We start from the raw sequence: 19,651 nt of genomic DNA, 5'->3' as shown, positions 1-19,651 counted from the left end.
GAGGCGGATGCGTGAAGCCCTCAAGCCCGCTCACGCGAGCTGAAGGGAATCGCCCTCATTCATGGGGGCGAGGATGGTCAATCAGGGGAAGAACCGGCATCCAGCGTCTCGTTTCGGCTGCCGAGGGAACACGTGAGCCATGACCACGCGATCTGAACTTCCGGGCAGCGCCGAGTCGTACTGGATGGCCACCGCGCCGGGTCCCCGGTGGCCGGCGCTGGAGAGCGACGCGACGGCGGACGTTGTCGTGATCGGGGCCGGTATGGCCGGCCTGAGCGTCGCCTGGGAACTGACCAGGGCCGGACGCAACGTGCTGGTCCTTGAAGCGGACCGTGTTGCCGCCGGAGTGACCGGACATACGACGGCCAAGCTGACCGCGGCCCACTCCCTGGTGTACGAACGGCTGCGCCGCACGCGCGACAAGGCGGGCGCACGCCACTACGCCCAGTCCCAGCAGGCGGCGGTGGAGCGGGTCGCATCGGTGGCCGCGGAACTGGGTGTCGACTGCGACTTCGAGCGGTCGGCGGCTGTGACCTTCACCACGGATCCGCGAGAACGCCACGCGTTCGAGGCCGAGGCCGAGGCCACCGCGGAAGCGGGTCTGGACGCCGACTTCGTGACCGAGACGGACCTGCCGTTCCCCGTGGCCGCAGCAGTGCGGGTCGCGCACCAGGCGCAGTTCCACCCCCGCAAGTACCTCCTGGCCCTCGCGGACGACATCACCGCACGAGGCGGCGTCATCCATGAACAGACCCGGGCGACCGGCCTTACCGAGGGCAGCCCCTGCAAGGTGACCACCGAGGAGGGCGCGACGATCACGGCGAAGGACGTCGTCATCGCCACGCACTACCCCGTCTTTGACCGGGCACTGCACTTCGCCCGCCTCTCGCCGCGCCGCGAACTGGTCGTCGCCGCTCCGCTGCCCGCCTCCGAGGCCCCCGCCCACATGTACATCACGAACGACATGGGCAAGCGCTCCGTGCGGACCGCCCCGCTCGACAAGGACCGGCGGCTGCTCATCGTCACCGGCGAGAGTTTCACGCCCGGCACAGCAGACAGCCGCGAGGGCTTCCTGCGCCTGGATACCTGGATGCACGAGCACTTCCCGGTCGGCGACACGGCATACCGGTGGGCCGCCCAGGACAACGACGTGAGCGACGGTGTGCCGCTGGTGGGCCTCTTCCATCCCGGCGCACGGCATGTGTACGTAGCGACCGGGTTCGGCGGTTGGGGCATGAGCGGAGGTGCGATGGCCGGACAGCTCCTTGCGTCGGCCCTCACCGACGTCGCGCCCGAGTGGGCGGGTCTGTACGATCCGCGCCGTGTGCTCAGCACCCTGCGGGAAGGTTCGGCGCTGCTGCAACAGCAGGCGGAAGTCGCCCGGCACTTCGTGGGTGACCGGCTGAAGTCCACCCCGGTGGACTCCGTGGACGACATCGCTCCCGGCTCGGGTGCGGTGGTCAAGGTCCAGGGCCACCGCTGCGCCGTCTATCGCGACGAGGACGGGGCGGCCCACGCCGTGTCGGCGCGCTGTACGCATCTGGGGTGCCTGGTCGCCTTCAACGAGGCGGAAACCGCGTGGGAGTGCCCGTGCCACGGTTCACGCTTCGGCATCGACGGCGCCGTACTCCAGGGCCCGGCCCTCGGCCCGCTTCCGCCGCGGGAGGTCTGAGCACGGCGGATGCTCAGGCGGGAGGCCCTCCGGGTGTCACTGGCAACGGCCCGAACCGTTCAGCGTTCATTTACGGCCTGCTGCCAGGGTGGAGACGGACCTTCACCGGTGGCCTGCCGTTACGCCGCCGCCGGGAGGGCCGGCGGAGGAGGGCCGTGGCGATACCCCACGTACTGGACGAGTTGCTGTGCCAGCTGAGGTCTCGTGTCCGGCACAGCGCCGATCCTGATGCGCAGGCGTTGGTCGACTGGATGGGGCGACAGCTCGGCGCGCAGATCGCCCTGGTCGGCCGGGCAGGTGAGGTGGAGGCGTCCACTGCTCGCCTCGCGCCGGACATTCTTGCCCATCTCCGGTCCGAGCTGCCGCGGTTGACCTCGGGACGGCTGGCCGCTTCGGCCTCGCAGGCGGGTGCGTTTCATGTGCGGTGCGAAGCGCTGGGCAGACAGGTGCCTCGCCCGGTGCTGGTGGTGATCAGCGCGACACCGCTGACACGGGAAGCCCTGTCGCTGGCGTCCCATGCGGGCGCCGTGGTCGAGGTGTTGCGACGTGCCCGGCAGTCCGACGACCTCGCACGCCGCTCCCGGCAGGCGGCGGCGCGGCTGCGACTGGCGGTCTTCATGGCCCTGATGGCGGGAGAACTGCTGCTGGCCCGCCGGATGACGGCCGGTGCCGTTCCGCCGCTGCTTGACGCCGAACGCCTGCGCGTCCACCTGCTGCGCTGCCCGCCCGCGGACCGTGGCAGGCTCATCGACGCCCACGAGGATACGTCCGGCTATCACGGTCGCGGCTTGATGCTGCGCTGCCCCGTCTACGACGAGCATCTGATCTGTCTCCTGCCCGCGGATCACGACGGCGACGGGGCAAAGGGTGATCTGGCCGCGCACGTAAGGGAGTTGGTGCGCGAGAACCCGCACTACGCGCTGGGCGTCAGCGCACCGGTGCTTCTGCGGGAGACCACGCAGGCCTACGAACAGGCCCGCCACGCTCTGGCCCTGGCCTGCCACACGCCCGAACGGCTTGCCCACTACCGCGGCCGGCCGCCCCTTGCCCGGCTGCTCCCCCGTCACGAAGCCCTCTCCTGGGCCGGTTCCTTTCTGGAGCCGATCAGCGCCGCGCCCCGGCTCACCCTCGACATCACGAGCCTGGCCCTGAACTTTCCCCGCTCCGGTGTGGCACGGCTGCTCGGCATCAGCCGCAACACCGTCGCCGCCCATCTGGGACGCGTCCAGGACGCTCTCGGCCTGAACCTGCAGGACCCCCGCAGCCGCGCCGAGCTCGCCCTGGCCCTGGCGGTCACCGACCTCCCACTCCCTCGCGGCGACGCCGGAGCCGGGCCGCCGCCTTCGCTGGACAGCCTGCTGGCCACCGAAGCGGCCGCCACCTGGGCACACGCCTTCCTCCGACCGCTGCTGCCCGGCACGGACGACACCGTGCGCCGGACCCTGCGCGCCTGGGTCGACGCAGGCACCGACGCCCGGCAAACCGCCCGGAACCTCGGCATCAGCCGCACCACCGTCCGCGCCCACCTGCTCAGCGCCGAACAGCTCCTGGAACGCAGCCTCCTGTCCCCCGGCCCCGGCACCCACGACCTGGTCCACGCGCTGCGCATCGCCGACCGTGCACCGTGAACACCGCGTGAGCAACACCCGTGTCTCGTACGACGGTTACTCCTGGAGGTAGCTCACCAGCAGCGCCGCCAGCTCCTGCGGTCGGCTGAGTGCTACGCAGTGGCTACCGCCGATCTCGTCGGGTGTGACGCCAAGACGCTCTTGGGCCAGGGCACGGAAGAACTCGGGCGGGAAGAAGCGGTCGTCCTTGCACACGATGAACTTCGTGGGGATGTCGGGCCAGGCGGTCAGCGGCCAGGGCTCGCCGCCCACCCTGGAGGATTCCTCCCGCTCCCTGCGCAGGGCCTCCTCGGCCAGTTCGCGGGGCACGTCATGGTAGAAGCTCTCGAAGGGGTCCTCGATGGCGGAGAGGCCCGCGGCGTCCCTGGCCTTGTTGCACCCGGTCCTCTCCCACCAGTCGTCGGGCCGCTCGCCCGGCTCCGGGATCATCCCGGCCAGCAGGACCAGCGCCTCGGCCCCGAGCCGTTCGGCCACCAGCGGTGCGGTGAAGGCGCCGTACGAATGGCCGACGACCACGAGATTCCGCCGCTCTCCCACGGCCTCGGCCACGGCGTCGGCATAGTCGCCGAGCCCTGCGGCCGGCTGGTCCGAGGGCAGGTCCGGGGCGACGGTCTCGTGCCCCCGAGAACGCAGCTGGGCTTCGAGGAGGTGCCACGCCCAGCCGCTGTCGCCGCCGCCGTGGATGAGCACGAAAGTTGCCATGCTCCCTGTATACCTGCGCAGTTGCTTCCTCCCCGGGGTTCTGCGAAGACGCGGCGATTCCGGCAGCGGACCTGCCCGGCGAGCACGGGAGGCAAGGGTGACCCGCGACGGTCGCGTAGTCGGCGCTGCTTCACGGACAGCCGGGCTCGCCCGTTTCCGCGAAGCGAAGCACCGACCGGCGGATGAGGTCGAGGAAGTCCGGGAGGTTGTCGGCGGCCCTGTCGAACTCCCCCGCGTCCGTGGAAGCCGTACGGGACCGATGGATCATGCCGCTCCGGTCGGCGACGAACAGGATGCCCCCTCCGTCGGAGCCGATGACCATGCCGTGCGGATCGTCGGCCCCCGGGAGGAAGACGTGGCCCTCCTCCGCCACTCGGTGCAGGACATCGCGCGCCGAGTGGAGGAAAATGCCGTTTCCCACGTCGGGCAGGAGGACCTCCCCGATGGACCGGTAGAACGTCAGCAGATCATCGGTGCCCGGCCACTCGCGGGCGTACGCGCGGACGGCGCGACGGTCGTCCTCGTCGGCGAGGCGGACCTCGTTGTCGCCGGCCGGGAACCCGTACGTCTCCTCGAAGGTCGCGGCCATCGCGGCTACCGCGTCCGTGATCTGCGCACGCCATTGCAACAGCCAAGCGGCCGAGTACGGAAGTCGATCCATGGCCGGGATCGTTTCATCCCGCCGCCGCTGCGCACGCGGCCTGCCCGCCGTCGCGGATCTCAGGGGAGCCGTCCCTGGATGTCCCCCCGGGTGGACGACGTCACGGCGTCGCCGAGGGCGAAGTCGCCCGGCGGGATGCCCGGATGGTGGTCGTGGTCGTCCCCGGCGGTCCGGGGCGTGGCCGCCGGGCCGAGGGTGAGGCGGGAGACGATGCGGTAGCGGTCGCCCCGGTAGAGCGAGTGGACGTATTCGACGGGGCGTCCTTCGGTGTCCGAGGTCAGCCGCTCGAAGAGCAGCGCCGGGGAAAGTTCGGGAACGTCCAGGAGCTTGGCCTCCGCCCGGGTCACGACGGTCGGTTCGATGGCCTGGACGGCCTCGTGGACGTGCACCCCGTGGGTGTCCCGCAGGTGCTCGTAGAGATCTCCGCTCTCCAGTTCGGCGGCCGAGAGGCCGGGGGCCAGTGCCGCTCTGAGGTGCAGATGCTCGATGGCCATCGGTGCGCCGTCGACGAGGCGCAGTCTGGCCACGTAGAGGATCTCCTGCGCGGGTGACATCCGCAGTTTGCGGCCGACCCGGGCGCCGGCCGGCTGGGTGGTGAACTCAAGGAGTCTGCTCGACCAGGTGCCCGCCGCCTGCGGGACGGTCAGGGCGCGGTCCCCGGAGACCAGCTCCTGGGTGATCTTCGCGGGAGCGACGAACATGCCTCGGCCGTGTTCGCGGACCAGGAGTCCCGCGGCCACCAGTTCGTCGATCGCCGAGCGCACGGTGGGTCTCGACACGGCGAGCAGGGCGCACAGGGCGCGCTCGGAGGGGATGGCATCGCCGGGGTTGCGTGACTCGATCAGTTCGAGCACGGCATCGCGGGCCCTCTCCCGCTTGAGCACCGTCCCGGGTACGTCGGCATCCATGGTGTCCCCACTGACCTCAATTGCTTACCAGCTCGAGCAGCCAGCGCCCGAACCGAGGCTACTGGTCAGGCCCAGTGTAACCACCGAGCGGGGGAACGGCGTCGCGCTCGGAGCTGGGTAGATCGTCAACTCTTCGGTCAGTGAAGGGGGTTGACGACCCCATTGGTCTATGCCACCTTCATCCAGCATCAAGGGACGAGCTGACCAGTGAGCCCCACTGGTCAGGTGGTCAGGTCTTGCTCTCTCCGAGGTGAATCGTGAAGTACCGCTTGCTTGCCGGTAGTTCCACTCTTGTCATGGCCGCCACACTCAGTGCCTGCGGCGGCTCCGCCGACGAAGGCGGCGACGGACACACGACGGTCGACGTCTGGCTGATGCGTGACAGCGTCTCGGCCGCCTTCCAGAAGGAGTTCGTCAAGGGTTTCGAAGCCAAGCACCCCGAGATCGAGGTCAAGGTCCAGATCCAGGAGTGGGACGGCATCGGCGAGAAGATCACCGCCGCGCTGGCCAGCAATGACGCACCCGACGTGATCGAGGTGGGCAACACCCAGGTGGCACAGTTCGCCGCGAGCGGGGGGCTGCTCGACCTCACGGACAGCAAGACCGAGCTCAAGGGCGAACACTGGCTCAGGGGCCTCGCCGAGCCCGGCGCCTACGAGGGGAAGCAGTACGGCATCCCCTACTACGCGGCGAACCGCGTCGTCATCTACCGCACCGACCTGTTCGAGAAGGCCGGTGTCGATGCCGCCGCGATCAAGACACGCGACCAGTGGGTCGAGGCGACCACGAAACTGAACAAGGGCAAGACGCAGGGCATCTATCTGCCCGGACAGATGTGGTACGCACTGGGCGGCTTCATCTGGGACGAGGGCGGCGACTTCGCCGCCAAGTCGGGCGGCAAGTGGAAGGGCGCCCTGGACACGCCCGAGGCGCTGCGCGGCATGGAGTTCTACGCACGCCTCCAGGCGCTGGGCAAGGGCCCCAAGGACGCCGACGAGGACGACCCGCCGCAGGCCCAGGTGATGGCCAAGGGGCAGGTGGCCCAGGTCATCTCCACGCCGGGCGGGGCCAACGCCGTCATCGAGAACAACCCCGGGCTCAAGGACAAGCTGGGCTTCTTCCCGATTCCGGGCAAGAGCGCGGACACGCCGGGCGCCGTCTTCACCGGCGGTTCCGATCTGGTAATCCCCGCCGCGGCGGGTGACTCCGAGGAGGCCCTGACGCTCATCAAGGAACTGACGGGCGACACCTGGCAGAAGAAGCTGGCCGTGGCCATGAGTTACGTGCCCAACCGGACCACCCTGGCCTCGGCCGTGGCGGACGACCCCGGCGCCTCCGCGATGGCGGTGGGCGCGGCCAACGGGCACGCGACGCCCAACACCCCCGGCTGGGCCGCGGTGGAGGCCGAGAACCCCATCAAGGACTACATGACCGCGGCCCTCGTCGGCGGTGACGCCGCGAAGGAGGCGGCGAAGGCGTCGGCGGCCATCACGCGGGCCATGAACGCCAACTCCTGACTCCCCCCGGGCCCCGGTTCATGACTCCGCCGTCCCCGTGCCCCGCTTCATGACTCCGCCGTCCTTGCTCCGCGGATTCCGTCGAGAGGAGACGTGCCGTGCCGGCCATCCGTGAACGGTCCGCACCACGCACCCCCCAGCACCGCACGGCCTCCGGCCCGCCGGGAGACTCGCCGCGGCGCCGGTCCCCGCGGCCCGCGCGCGGCTACTGGCCGTACGTCCTGATCGCACCGGCGATCGGCGGCATGCTCTATCTCCTGGCCTACCCGCTGCTGCGGGCCGTGCTGATCTCACTGCAGGACTTCCGGCTGCGCCAACTGATCGCGGGAGACGCCCAGTTCGTCGGGCTGCGGAACTACCGGACGCTGCTGTCCGACCCGCGGTTCTGGGAAGTGGTCGCCCGCACCTTCGCCTTCATGGCCGTCAACGTCGTACTGATCATGACGATCTCCACCCTGGTCGCCCTGATGACCGAGCGGCTCGCGAAAGCGGGCCGCACGGTGGTCCTGTGCGCCCTGGTGCTCGCCTGGGCGATGCCCGTGGTCGCGGCCACCACCGTCTTCCAGTGGCTGTTCCACTCGGAGTTCGGCGTCGTCAACTGGTTGCTGACCTCGCTCGGCTTCGACTCCTTCGACCGCTACCCGTGGTTCGCCGACGGCGGCGCCGCCTTCGCCATCCTCGTCGTACTCATCGTGTGGCAGTCCGTGCCGTTCGCCGCGATCACTCTCTACTCGGCGCTCACCACCGTTCCCTCCGAGCTGTACGAATCGGCCCGCATGGACGGGGCATCGGGACCCCGGATCTTCCGCTCGGTCACCTTCCCCATGCTCCGCCCGATCTTCGTCCTGGTCTTCTCGCTGGAGGTCATCTGGACGTTCAAGGCGTTCGTGCAGATCTGGGTGATGACCCGCGGCGGGCCGGGGGACGCCACCACCATCCTGCCCGTGTACGCCGTCCAGACGGCGCTCTCCAGCCAGCGCTACGACCTGGGCTCGGCGGCCTCGATGCTCACCGTGGTCCTGATGTCCGGGGTGCTCGTCCTCTACTTCCGCCAGATGTTCCGTCAGGAGGACGACCCGCGATGACCCTGCTGCGTCCCCGGGCCCGCCGGCTTCCGCTGAACGCCGCCGCGTGCGTGACCGTCGCGGTGTGTCTGTTCCCGGTGTACTGGATGATCTCGACGGCCTTCAAACCGTCGAAGGACATCCAGTCCGCCGACCCGCAGCTCTTCCCGCACACCTGGACACTCGACCACTTCCGCAAGGCCGTCCAGGCCGACGGATTCGAGCTCTTCTGGCGCAACAGCGTCCTGGTCACCCTCGCGGCCGTGCTGCTGTCGCTCGTGGTCGCGCTGGGGGCCGCCTTCGCGGTCGCGCGGATGCGCTGGAGGGGCCGGCGGCAGTTCATGCTCATGGTCTTCATCGCGCAGATGGCTCCGTGGGAATCACTGATCATCCCCATCTACATCATCTCCCGCGACACCGCCATGCTCGACCGGCTGCCGACCCTGACCCTGGTCTACTTCATGATCACGCTGCCCTTCACGATCGTGGTGCTCCGGGGCTTCATCGCGACCATTCCGCCCGAACTGGAGGAGGCGGCCCAGGTCGACGGCTGCACCCGGACCGGAGCCTTCGGGCGGGTGGCCCTGCCCCTGCTCATGCCCGGCCTCCTCGCGACCTCGCTGTTCGGCTTCATCACCGCGTGGAACGAGTTCGCCTACGCCAACTTCCTGATCATCAAGGAGCAGGACAACCGCACTCTGCCCGTCTGGCTGTCGTCCTTCCAGAACACGTTCGGGACCGACTGGGGCGCGACCATGGCCGCCTCGACGCTGTTCGCCCTGCCCGCCCTCGTGATCTTCCTGCTGCTCCAGCGCCATGTCACCTCCGGCTTCGCGGCCGGCGCCGTCAAGGGCTGACCCGCGCAGCCGAGCCGCCAGGAACGGGCGCGGACCATCGCCGTTCACCACCCCGGAGGCCTTCCAGCATGCCCGCATCACACCCCGAGCGCTCCCTCGTGCCCCGGCCCCGCAAGGTCTCCCCGCGCCCCGGCCGCTTCGTACTCGACCGGCACACGACCGTGCGCTCCCAGCCCGGCACCCGCGCGGCGGCCGATCTGCTGCGCACCCTGCTCACGCCGGTCACCGGACTGCCCCTCGCGCCAGCCGACGACGGGCAGCTCGTGCTGGCCCTCGACGAACGGCTCAGCGGCCTCGGCGAGGAGGGGTACGGGATCACGATCGGGCCCCGGGCCCTGGCCCTGCGCGCCCGCCGGTCCACCGGACTGCTGCGCGCCGTGCAGACGATCCGTCAACTGCTGCCCGCCGAGGCCCTGTCCGGCCGGTCGCCGGGCGGCCCGTGGGAACTGCCCTGCATCGAGATCAGCGATGTGCCGCGCCACCCCTGGCGCGGCGCCATGCTCGATGTGGCCCGGCACTTCCAGCCGGTGTCCTACCTGCTGCGGTACGTGGACCTCCTCGCCTTCCACAAACTCAACACCCTGCACCTGCACCTCACCGACGACCAGGGCTGGCGCATGCCGGTCGACGCCTACCCGCGCCTGAGCTCGGTCGGCGCTCACCGGCGGCAGTCGATGACGGCACCGCCGGGCCGGGGCGCCGCGCGCTTCGACGGCGTCCCGCACTCGGGGACGTACACCAAGCAGGAACTGCGGACCCTGGTGACCTACGCGGCCGCCCGCGGCGTGCGCGTCGTGCCCGAGATCGAGATGCCCGGCCATGTGCGCGCCGCCCTCGCCGCCTACCCCGAACTGGGAAACCAGCCGCGGCGCCGCCTGGACGTCTGGACGAGGTGGGGCGTGTGCGACACCGTCCTCGGCGTCCACGACCAGGCACTGGACTTCTGCCGGACCGTACTGGAGGAGGTCATGGACCTCTTCCCCTCCCCCTACATCCACCTGGGCGGCGAGGAGTGCCCGACCACCGAGTGGGAGAACAGCGCGACGGCCCGGGCCCGTGCCACGGCCGAAGGCCTTCCCGACGCGAGGGCGCTGCACGGCTGGTTCATGGGCCGGATCGGCGCGTTCCTGGTGGAGCGGGGCCGCACACCCGTCGGCTGGGCCGAGACCGGAAGCGAACTGCCCCTCGACTTCACCGTGATGACCTGGCGCGATCCGGCCCACGCCCTGGCCGCCGCCCGGCGCGGCCACCAGGTGGTGGCCGCGCCGCACCGGACCACCTACCTCGACTACGCGCAGTCCGGCGACGCCGCCGAACCTCCCGGCCAGCCCGGCGCCCCCGTCGGACTGCGGGCGGTGCACGGCAACGAACCCGCACCCGAGCACTGGGACCCGCACGATAGCGCCCGAATCCTGGGCACGCAGGCCCAGTTGTGGACGGAGTACGTGAAGACCCCCGACCGCATCGAATACCTCACCTACCCGCGCCTGTGCGCACTCGCGGACCGGGCCTGGTCCGGCAGCCGCAGCGACTGGCCCGGATTCCTCGAGCGGCTGCGCCGGCACACCGGCCGCCTCGACGCCCTCGGCGTCCGCTACCGCCCCCTGGCCGACTCCCTGAACTCCCCGGGTACAGCACCGATCCGTCCATGAGACCCCACTGTTCTCCAGAGAGGACCGTCATGAGAGAACTCGCCAAGAGCCGTATCCGCGCGGCAGCGGCCGCCGCACTCACCGTGGCCCTGGGCTGCACCGCGCTGGCGGCAACACCCGCGTCCGCCGGCGCCGCCGCGGCCGCGGGCCTGGTCGTCCAGTACCGCACGAGCGCCTCAGGTGCCACGGCCGACCAGAGCGAACCCTGGCTCAAAATACGCAACACCGGCAGCTCCGCCGTGCGGCTGAGCGACGTCAAGGTGCGCTACTACTTCAAGGCCGACGCGCCCTCCTCGTCGTATCGGTTCGCCTGTTCCTGGGCGGTGAAGGGCTGCTCCAACATCACCGGCACCTTCGGCACGCTCGCCCGCCCCACGGCCACCGCCGACCGGTACCTGGAGCTCTCCTTCACCTCCGGGGCCGGGAGCCTGGCCCCCGGCGCGGACACCGGGGACATGCAGTTGCGTTTCCATCAGACGAACTGGCAGCCGGTGCGCCAGAGCGACGACTACTCCTTCGGCCAGGAGCGCTCCGCCTACGGTGACTGGCCGCGCGTCACGGCGCACCAGGGCGGGACCACGACCTGGGGCGAAGCGCCCGGGGGCAACGACCCGACCGATCCCACGGACCCCACCGACCCGCCTGCCGACGGTCCCACTCTGTTCGACGATTTCAACTACAGCAGCCACACCGATCCGAAGATCGGCGCGCACGGCTGGAGCGTCCGCTCGAACTCCGGCGGCCCGGGCGTGCCCGGAGCGAGCTGGGCGCCGGACAACGTCACGTTCGCCGCCCAGAGCGGCAACTCGGTGATGAACCTGGAGACCTCCACCGCCGGAACAGCCTCGTCCACCGAACAGACGGAGATCCTCACCCGGGCCACCAAGTTCCGCAACGGGACGTACGCGGCCCGCGTGAAGTTCAGTGACGCACCCCGGTCCGGCCCCGACGGCGACCGCCTCGTCCAGACGTTCTTCACCATCAACGACCTCAAGGCGCCGATGGCGGACGACTACGCGGAGTACGACTTCGAGTACCTGCCCAACGGCGGCTGGGGCGAGCCCGCCAACATCCTCTACACCACCTCGTGGGAGACCTACCGGCCCGACCCGTGGGAGGCCGTCAACCAGCACAGCGAAGTCCGGCAGAGCTACGCCGGCTGGCACGACCTGGTGGTGACCATCGACGACAACGCCATTACCTACTACGTCGACGGTCAGCACTTCGGCACACACGGAGCCGCCTATCTGCCCGAGCGGCCCATGTCGATCAACTTCAACCAGTGGCTGATCGACCTGGCGGGCCAGAGCAGCACCACGCCGCGTTCGTACGACCAGCAGGTGGACTACGTGCTGCACGTGAAGGACCAGGTCCTCACCCCGGCCCGGGTGGGCACCCTGGTGGGCGAGTACCGCGCGGCCGGCACGACCTTCGAGGACACGGTGCCGGCCACCTGACGGTACGTCAATCAGCCTCGCCCTGTGCGCAGTTCTCGATCGCCTCGCGCAGGGCGTTCTCGACTGCTTCGGTCAGCGCGGGGTGGGGCCACAGGGGGCGTTCGGCCACGTCGCGGGCCGGGAGGCGCCACGTCATGGCCAGGACGAGAGGCTGGATGAGCGTGGCCGCCTGGGGGCCGAGCACATGGGCTCCGATGATCGTCCCGGTGTCGCGTTCGACGAGGATCTTGCAGAAGCCCTGCGTGTTCTCCAGGGCCCACCCGTAGGCGATGTCCTGGTAGTCGCGGCGGCCGACGACGAAGTCGATGCCGCGCTCCCGGGCTTCCTGCTCGGTGAGGCCGACCTGCCCGATCTGCGGCTCGGCGAAGACCGCCGCGGGAACGACCCGGTAGGACATCTCCCGCGGCCGGTCGGGGTGCAGCAGGTTGTGCGCGATCACCTCGGCCTGCCGGTTGGCGACATGTTTCAGCGCGGGGCCGCCGTCGGTGACATCACCCAGAGCCCAGACGCCGGGCGCACTGGTGCGCAGCTGCTCGTCGACGGTGATCAGGCCCTGCTCGTCGGAGGCGATGCCGGCCTTGTCGATGTGCAGGGTGTCGGCGTTGGACCGGCGTCCGACCGCCACCAGGAGTGTGTCCGCGCCGAGTCGGGTGCCGTCGTCCAGCGTCACCGTCAGGTCGCCGGGCGTGCCGTGGACACCGGTGACCTCCCGGCCGAGGCGCAGGTCCCACCGTGCACGCGCGCTGTCGGTGAACGCCCGGGAGACGGATTCGTCCTGCGGGGTCAGCAGCCGCTCCCCCTGCTCGACGATCGTGATCCCGGCGCCTGCCGTGTGGAAGACGTGGGCGAGCTCGGCGGCGATGTAGCCGCCGCCCACCACGATCAGCCGCTCGGGCACCTTGTCCAGGCGCATGACGGTGTCGGAGGTTTCATAGGGCAGGCCCGAGTCGGTGATGGCGGGTGGGGCGGTGGGGCGGCTGCCAGCCGCAACGACGATCCGGTCCGCCGTGATGTGCTCGCTGCCGGCGTCGGTGGTGACCTGGAGCTCTCGGTCTCCGGTGAAGTGCGCGTGCCCGCGGTAGACCGTCATCCAGGGTGTCTCCCGGCGCCCCTGCTCTCCGTCCCTCGCCTGCGCGTCGAGGCGGCCGAACACGCGCCGTTGCACGCCGGGCCAGTTGATCTCCTCCAGTTGCGCCAGCACGTTGTGCCGGGCGCTGTCCCGGACGGTGTTGGCGATGTCCGCGGTGGCGGCCAGCATCTTGCTGGGAATGCAGCCCGCGTTCAGGCACGTGCCCCCGAAGGGGCCCTGCGCGACCATCGCGACGTCCAGGTGGGCGAATCGGTCGTCGACGACGGCGTTTCCGGAGCCTGCTCCGACCACAACGAGATCGTGATGTGTCATGGGAAAGGTGTAGCCCCGATGCGTCCCTTCACACCCCCTGCCACCCTCCTCCATCCGGGGGTTCCCGCTTTTGTCTGTGCGGCTTCATGTGTTTTGTCTGTGCGGCTTCATGTGTGCGGCAGCCGCTCCAGGGAGCGGCGCAGCTGCGCCGCCACGGGCCGGGGGACTTGCCCCCCGGTGGTGCCGGCCACCACCAGCTCCGCGACGCGCCGCAGTTTGATGTTGGTGCGTTGGGAGGCACTGACCAGCACCTCCCAGGCACGCTCGGGCCCGCAGGCTCCCACGGCCATCAGGATGCCGCGCGCCTGGTCCACCACCGGGCGGCCGGTGAGCACCTGGCGCAGTTGCGCGTTCTCCCGCCGCAGCTCCTCCACCTCGGCCTCCGTGGGCGGTGTCGGCGCCGGAGTCCGGGGCGGGAGCGCGGGGCACGGCGAGAAGCGCTGCCTGGCGCGTCGGCGGTGGCCGCCTTCCAGGCGCAGCCGGGAGCTGTGGTTCGACGCCCGACGAGACCTGCGCACCAGCTCCCTGGCGCGTTCGTGAGTAGCGTCCAATTGCTTGCACAGAGCGTCCACGTCTACCGCCATACGGTCCTGTTGCCCGCCCCGTGCGCTTTCATGGCCTCAGCGGTGCGGGTGGCCCTGATCGGGGTCGTCGTCGGGGGTCTGCCAGGTGGTGCCGCGCTGGGCTTCGCCGCTGGCCGGCTTGGGTGTGTGGGCGGGCTTGCTGGGCTGGGTGCGCCGGGCCGCGCGGCGCCGGCCGCTGACGAACATGGCGAGGAGCCCGAGGACGACGGCGACGCCGACGATGGGAAAGATGAGCGAGCCGCCGCCCTCGAGCGCCAGGACGGTATAGCGATGAGTGTGCATATCAGCCATATACCCCATCAGCGGTGAAACCGACCCGGAAGGCAACCCGGGAATGCCGGCCCGCCCGCCGGTCAGGCCCGGGCCGCCGCCGTCAACGACGGCCCGGGCCTGCGTCTAGCGGGAGTCGGTATAGCCGCCGGTGGCCGCGATCGTCTCGCCGATGGTGTAGCTGGAGTCGGCGTCGCTGGCGAGGTAGACGTAGGCGGGCGCCAGCTCCTCGGGCTGCGCGACGCGACCCAGCGGCGTCTGGGTGCCCAGATTGATCAGATAGTCGTCCGGGAAACGCTGTCCTGCCAGGTTCAGCGCCGTCCAGGTGGGCCCGGGGGCCACCACGTTGGCGCGCACACCCTTCTTGATCAGATGAGGGGCGATCGACTTGGTGAAGACCACCACGGCCGCCTTGGACGCGGCGTAGTCCATCATCCGATCGCTTCCCTTGAGGGCCTCCTCCGAGGCCGTCGCGATGATGGAATCGCCCTGGCCCATGCGCGGGAAGGCCGCCATGACCAGGTGGAAGTAGGCGTAGACGTTCGTCTTGAAGACCCGGTCGAAGTCCTCGGCGGTCAACTGCTCGAGCTCCGTCTGGCTGTTGAGGTAGGCGGCATTGCTGACCAGGATGTTCAGCCCGCCGAGCTCCTCGACGGTGCGGCGTACCGACTCGGCGCAGAAGTCCGGGTCGCACAGATCGCCGGGCAGCAGGAGACAGCGCCGCCCGACGGCGTGGATCTCCTTCTCGACCGTCTTGGCGTCGGACTCCTCTTCGGGCAGGTAGACGATCGCGACGTCGGCGCCTTCCCGTGCGTACAGCAGGGCCACGGCGCGCCCGATGCCGGAGTCCCCGCCGGTGACCAGTGCCACCTTGCCGGCCAGCTTGTCGGCGGGCCGGTAGTTCCGGGCCTGGTAGCGGGGAGCGAGCTCCATCTCGGATTCCAGCCCCGGGCGTTGCAGGCGTTGCAGCGGATAGGGCGGGAAGAGCTCCTCCGAGACCTGGGCGGAGGCGGACGCGGCGTTGGGCGCGCCGGGAGTGCTGTCGCTCATGCGGAAAGTCCCCTTTGAACGGTGGCGTCGGTGGCTCTGTCGCGGCTCAGTCGGTCGAGAGGGCCTCGAGCAGACGTCCCGCTTCCGGGTCGTCGAGGGACCGGGCCACGTCCGCGAGGGCGACCATCCCGACGAGGTCCTTGCCGTCGATCACGGGAAGCCGCCGGACCTTGTGCTCCGTCATGGTCGCGAAGACCTCGTCCATGGGGTCGTCCGCGCCGATCGTCACGGCTTCCCCCTGGGCCAGGGTGCCGGCCTCGACCTCCGCCGGGTCCAGGCCCTCGCCCAGGACCTTCACCACGAGGTCGCGGTCCGTCACCACTCCGATGAGCCGGTTGTTGTCACCGCAGATGGGCAGGGCGCCCACCTTCAGCTCCTTGAGCTTGCGGGCCGCGTCCAGGGCGGTGCCGTGGGCTCGGACGCACTCTGCGCCGCCGGTCATGATGTCGCGTGCGGTCTTGGTGGGCATGGCGATCTCCGTCCTTCGGCTGATGGTTCACTTCATGGCTGCTGGTTCACTTCATGCCCCGGCACACCTTCCGCGCCGGGATCATGCCTGCCGGGTGTCCTGGTGCGCGGGCCGCGAAACAGGCGATTACGGGTTCTTTGCGATGCGCGCTGCCCAGCGGGCGGTGCCATCGCCGCGCTTCTCGGCGCCCGGCTGCCCCGGTCACCGCCGCCGGGCCAGCGCGCGCTGCGCGGTCACGGCGGCGGTACGGACGGGACCCCTGGCCCGCAGGGCGGCGCGGGCCGCGTTGGCCCCCGGCGCTCCGTGCACTCCGCCGCCCGGGTGGGCGGATGCCGAGGCGAGGTAGAGGCCGGCCACCGGGGTCTCGGGGCGGGCCGTTCCCGGCAGGGGCCGGAAGAAGAGCTGCTGGTGCATGGCGGCGGTTCCGCCGTTGATGGCCCCGTTGTGCAGGTTGGCGTCGGCGGCCTGCAAAGTGGGGGGCGCCAGGATGCGCCGGGCGCGGATCCGGTCGCGGAAGCCGGGTGCGTACTGCTCGGCCTGCTCCTCCATCCGGTCGGCCATGGCCTCCTGTTCCCGCTTCTCCCAGCGTCCGGCGAGCCCTTCTCCCCCGGCGTCGCCCTTTACCTCGTGCGGTACGTGGGTGTAGGCCCAGGCCGACTCCGTGCCGGCCGGGGAACGGGTGGGGTCGGCGGTGGTCATCTGGCCGAACAGCAGGAAGGGGTGGTCGGGGACGTGTCCGGTGGCCAGTTGGGCGGCGAAGCGGGTGAGGGCGTCGACGCCGTCGGCGATGTGCACCGTTCCCGCGCCGCGGGCCCCGGGCGCGGTCCACGGGACGGGCCCGTCCAGCGCCCAGTCCACCTTGAACGTGGCGAAGTCCCAGGCGAAACGGCGCACGTCCTCCCGTACCCGCGAGGGCAGATGGTGTCCGGCGACCAGGTCGCGGTAGAGATGCGGCGCCGCGACGTCGGCCAGCACGGCCCGCCGTGCGCGTACCGCGTCCCCGTCGGCGGTCCGCACACCCAGGGCCCGCCCCGCGCCCACCACCACTTCGGTGACGCGCTGCCCGCACCGCACGCTGCCGCCGCGGTCCCGCAACCGTGCCACCAGGGCATCGGCCAGCGCTCCCGCCCCGCCCACGGGCACCGGGAAGCCGTGACTCTGGCCCAGCATCGTCATCAGCCAGCCGAAGCCGCCGCTGCCTGCGGCCTCCGGAGCCAGGTCGGCGTGCAGCGCGTTGCCCGCGAGCAGCAGCCTGCCGCCCTCTCCGGTGAACTTCTCCTCGCCCAGCCTGCGTACCGGCAGCAGGAGTTCGCGCGCCATCCGCAGTCCGCCGGCCGCTCGCAACCGCGCCGCGAGCCGGGCCGTCGCGCGCACGGGAGGAAACGGCGTGAACAGCGCCTCCAACAGGGGGTCGCGCAAGCCCTCCCAGACCCGGCACAACTCCAGCCAGGCCTGCCCGTCGCCGGGGGCGAAAGCCTCCAGGCTGTCGGCCGTCGTCGCCCGGTCGCGATCGAGCACCGCGCACCGCCCGTCCGGCAGCGGGTGCGCAAGGACGTGCGGGGCGTGGCTCCAGCGCAGGCCGTAGTGGTGCAGGTCCAGGGAGTCGACGATCGGGGAAGCGGCGGCCAGCGGATAGAAGGCGCTGAACACATCGCTCACGAAGTCCGGATCGACCCCGCGGTCGCTGCGCACCGCGCCGCCCGTCTGCTCCTGCTCCTCCAGGACCGTCACGCTCCAGCCGGCATCGACCAGCAGGTTCGCGGCCACGAGACCGTTGGGCCCGCTGCCGATCACTACCGCGTCAGGCATCGGCCGTCTCCCTGCCCCGTTGCGGCGCCGACTCCTCCACGACGCCGGCCAGGCGCCGCAGCAGACGGCGGTGGCGCAGCTGCAGGACCATGTCCAAAGCGCCGTTGTGCAAGGTGCCGCCCATGCCGCTCAGCGGATGCTCGTCCAGGATGACCAGCGTGTTCTCCCCCCACGGCCGGATGTCGAAGGCGATGCGCGCGGTGCCCAGCGGCCCGCTGAAGGCCTCGAGTTCCAGAAACCGCGGCGGCTCGTAACGGCGCACCACGGTGAACCCGGCGACCTCCTTGGGCCCGAGGCGCACGGTGTAGTTCAGGGTGGATCCCTGTTTGGGCCAGTTGCCGTCACCCGGGCAGGAGGAGTGCGTGCCGACCACCCATTCGTGGAAACGTGACTCGTCTTCGAGCACGGCCCACAGGGCTTGCGGCGGGCGGCGGATGAGCTGGTGCCGTACGGCCATGACGCCTCCAGGTAATGCGGTCGGGACCTGACTGCCCGAACACTGCTGATCGTCGCGCGGATGCCGAGTGACCGCCTGCGCCCGCTCTACACCCCCTCCCCCGGGTCGGCCCCGTTGCCGGCCTCCCGGTGTGGCCGAGCGCCGCCAGGGGTACCCCTGCCGCACCGCCGCACCGACACCGGAAAAGGAGCGGCACAACGAAACGGAAGGGGCCGAACAGGTGGCTGCTGACCTGGACAAGGTCGTCGTGATCACTGGAGCGTCGAGCGGAGTCGGCCGGGCCTGCGCGCAGGCATTCGCCGCCCGGGGATGCTCGCTCGTGCTCGCCGCGCGGCGGGCCGACGTACTGCGCGAGGTCGCCGAAGAATGCCGCTCGTCGCACGGCGCCCGCACGCTCGTGGTGCCCACCGACGTGACGGACGCCAAGGCGGTCGAATCCCTCGCACAGCAGGCCGTTGCCACGTTCGGGCGCATCGACGTCTGGCTCAACAACGCCTCGGTGGCGGCCTTCGGAGCGCTTCAGGAGGTGCCGCACGAGGTGTTCCGGCACGTCGTGGACGTGAACGTTCTCGGCTACGTCAACGGCGCCCGGGCCGCCCTGGACGTGATGCGCGGGCAGCGGCACGGCACGATCGTCAACGTGTCCTCCGTGGTCGGCGCCGCGGTCGTCCCGTACAACACCCCCTACGTCCTGTCCAAGGCGGCGGTACGAGCCCTTGGCGGCACCCTGCGCCAGGAGATGAGGCTGGCGGGGCAGGACGGCATCCACGTCTGCACGGTGCTCCCGGCGACCATGGACACCCCCTTCTTCCGCGACGCGGCCAACTACTCGGGCCGGGCGGTGCTGCCCATGGCCCCCGTCTACACCGCGCGGCGCGCCGCGAAGACCGTCGTGGGCCTCGCGGTCAGGCCGCGCAGGGAGGTCTACGTGGGGCCGGCCGGACAGGTCCTGGGGGTTCTGTCGAAGGTGGCGCCGCCGTTCGTGGAACGGGTCCTTGCCCATCAGATGGACCGCGCCCACCTCTCGCGCAAGCACGGCGCGGAACCCACCGAGGGCAACGTCCTGCGGCCGTCCGCCGCCCCGGCCTCGGTGAACGGCGGCTGGCACGGGCGCAGGCGCACCGCGCTGCGCAGGATCGGCACACTGGCGCTGGCGGCGGGGGCAGGCGCCGCGGCCGTGTCCGCGCGGCGAGCGGGTCCGTCCGCTCAAAGCAGCAGGACGAGGGCGTAGACGAGGAAGAACGCCGCGATCAGCACCACAAGGACGCTGATCAGCGTCACGGGCCCCTTGGCCCACCCTCTGGCCGGATTGTGGGTCTCGTCAGGCCCTGCTCCGGACATGCTGCTCTCGGCGGGCGGAGTCTCTCCCGGTGGCACGCCCCCGCCGGGTTCCAGACCCGTCGAGGTGTCGGGGTCCGGTTCCGGGCTCGGGTCCTTGGAAGGGGTCATGTCATCCAAGCTGCCACGACATCGCCGGGCTCACCTCTCCACC

General features: G+C 70.7%; 19 protein-coding genes. 8 read left to right on the top strand and 11 right to left on the bottom strand.

All coding sequences use genetic code 11. The features are described from left to right. The first annotated feature begins 139 nt into the window (after positions 1-139). Together IE226_RS04015 and IE226_RS04010 are read left to right on the top strand one after the other, a co-directional pair. Entirely contained in the window at positions 140-1,672 is a 1,533-nt protein-coding gene (locus IE226_RS04015) for an FAD-dependent oxidoreductase (RefSeq protein ID WP_190079505.1), read from the top strand. 155 nt (positions 1,673-1,827) lie between these two features. Next, the gene (locus IE226_RS04010) at positions 1,828-3,300 is read left to right on the top strand and encodes a helix-turn-helix domain-containing protein (protein ID WP_229870403.1); all 1,473 of its coding nucleotides are present in this window, start codon (positions 1,828-1,830) and stop codon (positions 3,298-3,300) included. A 36-nt stretch (positions 3,301-3,336) separates the two neighbouring features. Here the strand turns inward: IE226_RS04010 and IE226_RS04005 are convergent, their stop codons facing one another. The 3 genes from IE226_RS04005 to IE226_RS03995 form a co-directional block, all read right to left on the bottom strand. Then, on the bottom strand, positions 3,337-4,002 hold the full coding sequence (locus IE226_RS04005) for an alpha/beta fold hydrolase (RefSeq protein ID WP_190079504.1): 666 nt from the start codon (positions 4,000-4,002) through the stop codon (positions 3,337-3,339). A gap of 130 nt (positions 4,003-4,132) precedes the next feature. Continuing rightward, positions 4,133-4,663 (bottom strand): hypothetical protein, encoded by a 531-nt coding sequence (locus IE226_RS04000; RefSeq protein ID WP_190079503.1) that lies wholly within the window; start codon positions 4,661-4,663, stop codon positions 4,133-4,135. Positions 4,664-4,722: 59 nt separating this feature from the next. Then, positions 4,723-5,571: a GntR family transcriptional regulator gene (locus IE226_RS03995; RefSeq protein WP_190079502.1), complete on the bottom strand. Its 849-nt coding sequence runs from the start codon at positions 5,569-5,571 to the stop codon at positions 4,723-4,725. 257 nt (positions 5,572-5,828) lie between these two features. Between IE226_RS03995 and IE226_RS03990 the strand changes: the two genes are divergently transcribed. The 5 genes from IE226_RS03990 to IE226_RS03970 all read left to right on the top strand — a co-directional run bounded on the left by IE226_RS03990 (position 5,829) and on the right by IE226_RS03970 (position 12,118). After that, the gene (locus IE226_RS03990) at positions 5,829-7,088 is read left to right on the top strand and encodes an extracellular solute-binding protein (RefSeq protein WP_190079501.1); all 1,260 of its coding nucleotides are present in this window, start codon (positions 5,829-5,831) and stop codon (positions 7,086-7,088) included. A gap of 98 nt (positions 7,089-7,186) precedes the next feature. Beyond that, positions 7,187-8,173 carry a carbohydrate ABC transporter permease gene (locus IE226_RS03985; protein ID WP_190079500.1) on the top strand — a complete coding sequence of 329 codons (987 nt, stop codon included), beginning with the start codon at positions 7,187-7,189 and terminating at the stop codon, positions 8,171-8,173. Continuing rightward, complete coding sequence (locus IE226_RS03980; RefSeq protein ID WP_190079499.1) at positions 8,170-9,009, top strand: carbohydrate ABC transporter permease; 840 nt, start codon at positions 8,170-8,172, stop codon at positions 9,007-9,009. The genes IE226_RS03985 and IE226_RS03980 overlap by 4 nt, the downstream gene beginning before the upstream one ends. Before the next feature lie 68 nt (positions 9,010-9,077). Next, positions 9,078-10,661, top strand: a complete 1,584-nt coding sequence (locus IE226_RS03975) for a beta-N-acetylhexosaminidase (protein WP_190079498.1) — start codon at positions 9,078-9,080, stop codon at positions 10,659-10,661. A gap of 29 nt (positions 10,662-10,690) precedes the next feature. After that, the gene (locus IE226_RS03970; RefSeq protein ID WP_190079497.1) at positions 10,691-12,118 is read left to right on the top strand and encodes a cellulose binding domain-containing protein; all 1,428 of its coding nucleotides are present in this window, start codon (positions 10,691-10,693) and stop codon (positions 12,116-12,118) included. 7 nt (positions 12,119-12,125) lie between these two features. Here IE226_RS03970 and IE226_RS03965 read toward each other — a convergent pair whose 3' ends face one another. From IE226_RS03965 to IE226_RS03935, 7 genes are all read right to left on the bottom strand, one after another. Then, positions 12,126-13,520: a mycothione reductase gene (locus IE226_RS03965; RefSeq protein ID WP_190079496.1), complete on the bottom strand. Its 1,395-nt coding sequence runs from the start codon at positions 13,518-13,520 to the stop codon at positions 12,126-12,128. Positions 13,521-13,627: 107 nt separating this feature from the next. Then, positions 13,628-14,038 carry an ANTAR domain-containing protein gene (locus tag IE226_RS03960; RefSeq protein ID WP_229870401.1) on the bottom strand — a complete coding sequence of 137 codons (411 nt, stop codon included), beginning with the start codon at positions 14,036-14,038 and terminating at the stop codon, positions 13,628-13,630. 102 nt (positions 14,039-14,140) lie between these two features. After that, on the bottom strand, positions 14,141-14,395 hold the full coding sequence (locus IE226_RS03955) for a DUF6479 family protein (protein WP_190079494.1): 255 nt from the start codon (positions 14,393-14,395) through the stop codon (positions 14,141-14,143). 105 nt (positions 14,396-14,500) lie between these two features. Then, positions 14,501-15,424: an SDR family oxidoreductase gene (locus IE226_RS03950; RefSeq protein WP_190079493.1), complete on the bottom strand. Its 924-nt coding sequence runs from the start codon at positions 15,422-15,424 to the stop codon at positions 14,501-14,503. Positions 15,425-15,470: 46 nt separating this feature from the next. After that, positions 15,471-15,893 carry a CBS domain-containing protein gene (locus IE226_RS03945; RefSeq protein ID WP_229870400.1) on the bottom strand — a complete coding sequence of 141 codons (423 nt, stop codon included), beginning with the start codon at positions 15,891-15,893 and terminating at the stop codon, positions 15,471-15,473. A gap of 201 nt (positions 15,894-16,094) precedes the next feature. Continuing rightward, positions 16,095-17,702 carry a phytoene desaturase family protein gene (locus tag IE226_RS03940; RefSeq protein WP_190079492.1) on the bottom strand — a complete coding sequence of 536 codons (1,608 nt, stop codon included), beginning with the start codon at positions 17,700-17,702 and terminating at the stop codon, positions 16,095-16,097. Next, positions 17,695-18,159 (bottom strand): SRPBCC family protein, encoded by a 465-nt coding sequence (locus IE226_RS03935; RefSeq protein ID WP_190079491.1) that lies wholly within the window; start codon positions 18,157-18,159, stop codon positions 17,695-17,697. Before IE226_RS03935 ends, IE226_RS03940 begins: the two co-directional genes overlap by 8 nt. 220 nt (positions 18,160-18,379) lie before the next feature. Here IE226_RS03935 and IE226_RS03930 point away from each other — a divergent pair, with 220 nt between their 5' ends. Beyond that, positions 18,380-19,390 carry an SDR family NAD(P)-dependent oxidoreductase gene (locus IE226_RS03930; protein ID WP_229870399.1) on the top strand — a complete coding sequence of 337 codons (1,011 nt, stop codon included), beginning with the start codon at positions 18,380-18,382 and terminating at the stop codon, positions 19,388-19,390. Here the strand turns inward: IE226_RS03930 and IE226_RS03925 are convergent. After that, positions 19,366-19,608, bottom strand: a complete 243-nt coding sequence (locus IE226_RS03925; RefSeq protein ID WP_190079490.1) for a DUF6480 family protein — start codon at positions 19,606-19,608, stop codon at positions 19,366-19,368. The two genes, IE226_RS03930 and IE226_RS03925, sit on opposite strands and share 25 nt — an antisense overlap. Positions 19,609-19,651 lie beyond the last annotated feature (43 nt).

The organism is Streptomyces longisporoflavus, from assembly GCF_014649775.1.
Lineage (GTDB): Bacteria > Actinomycetota > Actinomycetes > Streptomycetales > Streptomycetaceae > Streptomyces > Streptomyces longisporoflavus.
Note: the sequence above shows the minus strand (reverse complement) of the source record. Positions and strands in the feature narration are given on the sequence as shown.

What these genes read in the sequence shown, in the direction of transcription:
- IE226_RS03995 (WP_190079502.1), bottom strand. Translation starts at nt 5,571, where the DNA reads ATGGATGCCGACGTACCCGGGACGGTGCTCAAGCGGGAGAGGGCCCGC.
- IE226_RS03935 (WP_190079491.1), bottom strand. Translation starts at nt 18,159, where the DNA reads ATGGCCGTACGGCACCAGCTCATCCGCCGCCCGCCGCAAGCCCTGTGG.
- IE226_RS03955 (WP_190079494.1), bottom strand. Translation starts at nt 14,395, where the DNA reads ATGGCTGATATGCACACTCATCGCTATACCGTCCTGGCGCTCGAGGGC.
- IE226_RS03950 (WP_190079493.1), bottom strand. Translation starts at nt 15,424, where the DNA reads ATGAGCGACAGCACTCCCGGCGCGCCCAACGCCGCGTCCGCCTCCGCC.
- IE226_RS03940 (WP_190079492.1), bottom strand. Translation starts at nt 17,702, where the DNA reads ATGCCTGACGCGGTAGTGATCGGCAGCGGGCCCAACGGTCTCGTGGCC.
- IE226_RS03980 (WP_190079499.1), top strand. Translation starts at nt 8,170, where the DNA reads ATGACCCTGCTGCGTCCCCGGGCCCGCCGGCTTCCGCTGAACGCCGCC.
- IE226_RS03965 (WP_190079496.1), bottom strand. Translation starts at nt 13,520, where the DNA reads ATGACACATCACGATCTCGTTGTGGTCGGAGCAGGCTCCGGAAACGCC.
- IE226_RS04005 (WP_190079504.1), bottom strand. Translation starts at nt 4,002, where the DNA reads ATGGCAACTTTCGTGCTCATCCACGGCGGCGGCGACAGCGGCTGGGCG.
- IE226_RS04015 (WP_190079505.1), top strand. Translation starts at nt 140, where the DNA reads ATGACCACGCGATCTGAACTTCCGGGCAGCGCCGAGTCGTACTGGATG.
- IE226_RS03925 (WP_190079490.1), bottom strand. Translation starts at nt 19,608, where the DNA reads ATGACCCCTTCCAAGGACCCGAGCCCGGAACCGGACCCCGACACCTCG.
- IE226_RS03970 (WP_190079497.1), top strand. Translation starts at nt 10,691, where the DNA reads ATGAGAGAACTCGCCAAGAGCCGTATCCGCGCGGCAGCGGCCGCCGCA.
- IE226_RS04000 (WP_190079503.1), bottom strand. Translation starts at nt 4,663, where the DNA reads ATGGATCGACTTCCGTACTCGGCCGCTTGGCTGTTGCAATGGCGTGCG.
- IE226_RS03945 (WP_229870400.1), bottom strand. Translation starts at nt 15,893, where the DNA reads ATGCCCACCAAGACCGCACGCGACATCATGACCGGCGGCGCAGAGTGC.
- IE226_RS03975 (WP_190079498.1), top strand. Translation starts at nt 9,078, where the DNA reads ATGCCCGCATCACACCCCGAGCGCTCCCTCGTGCCCCGGCCCCGCAAG.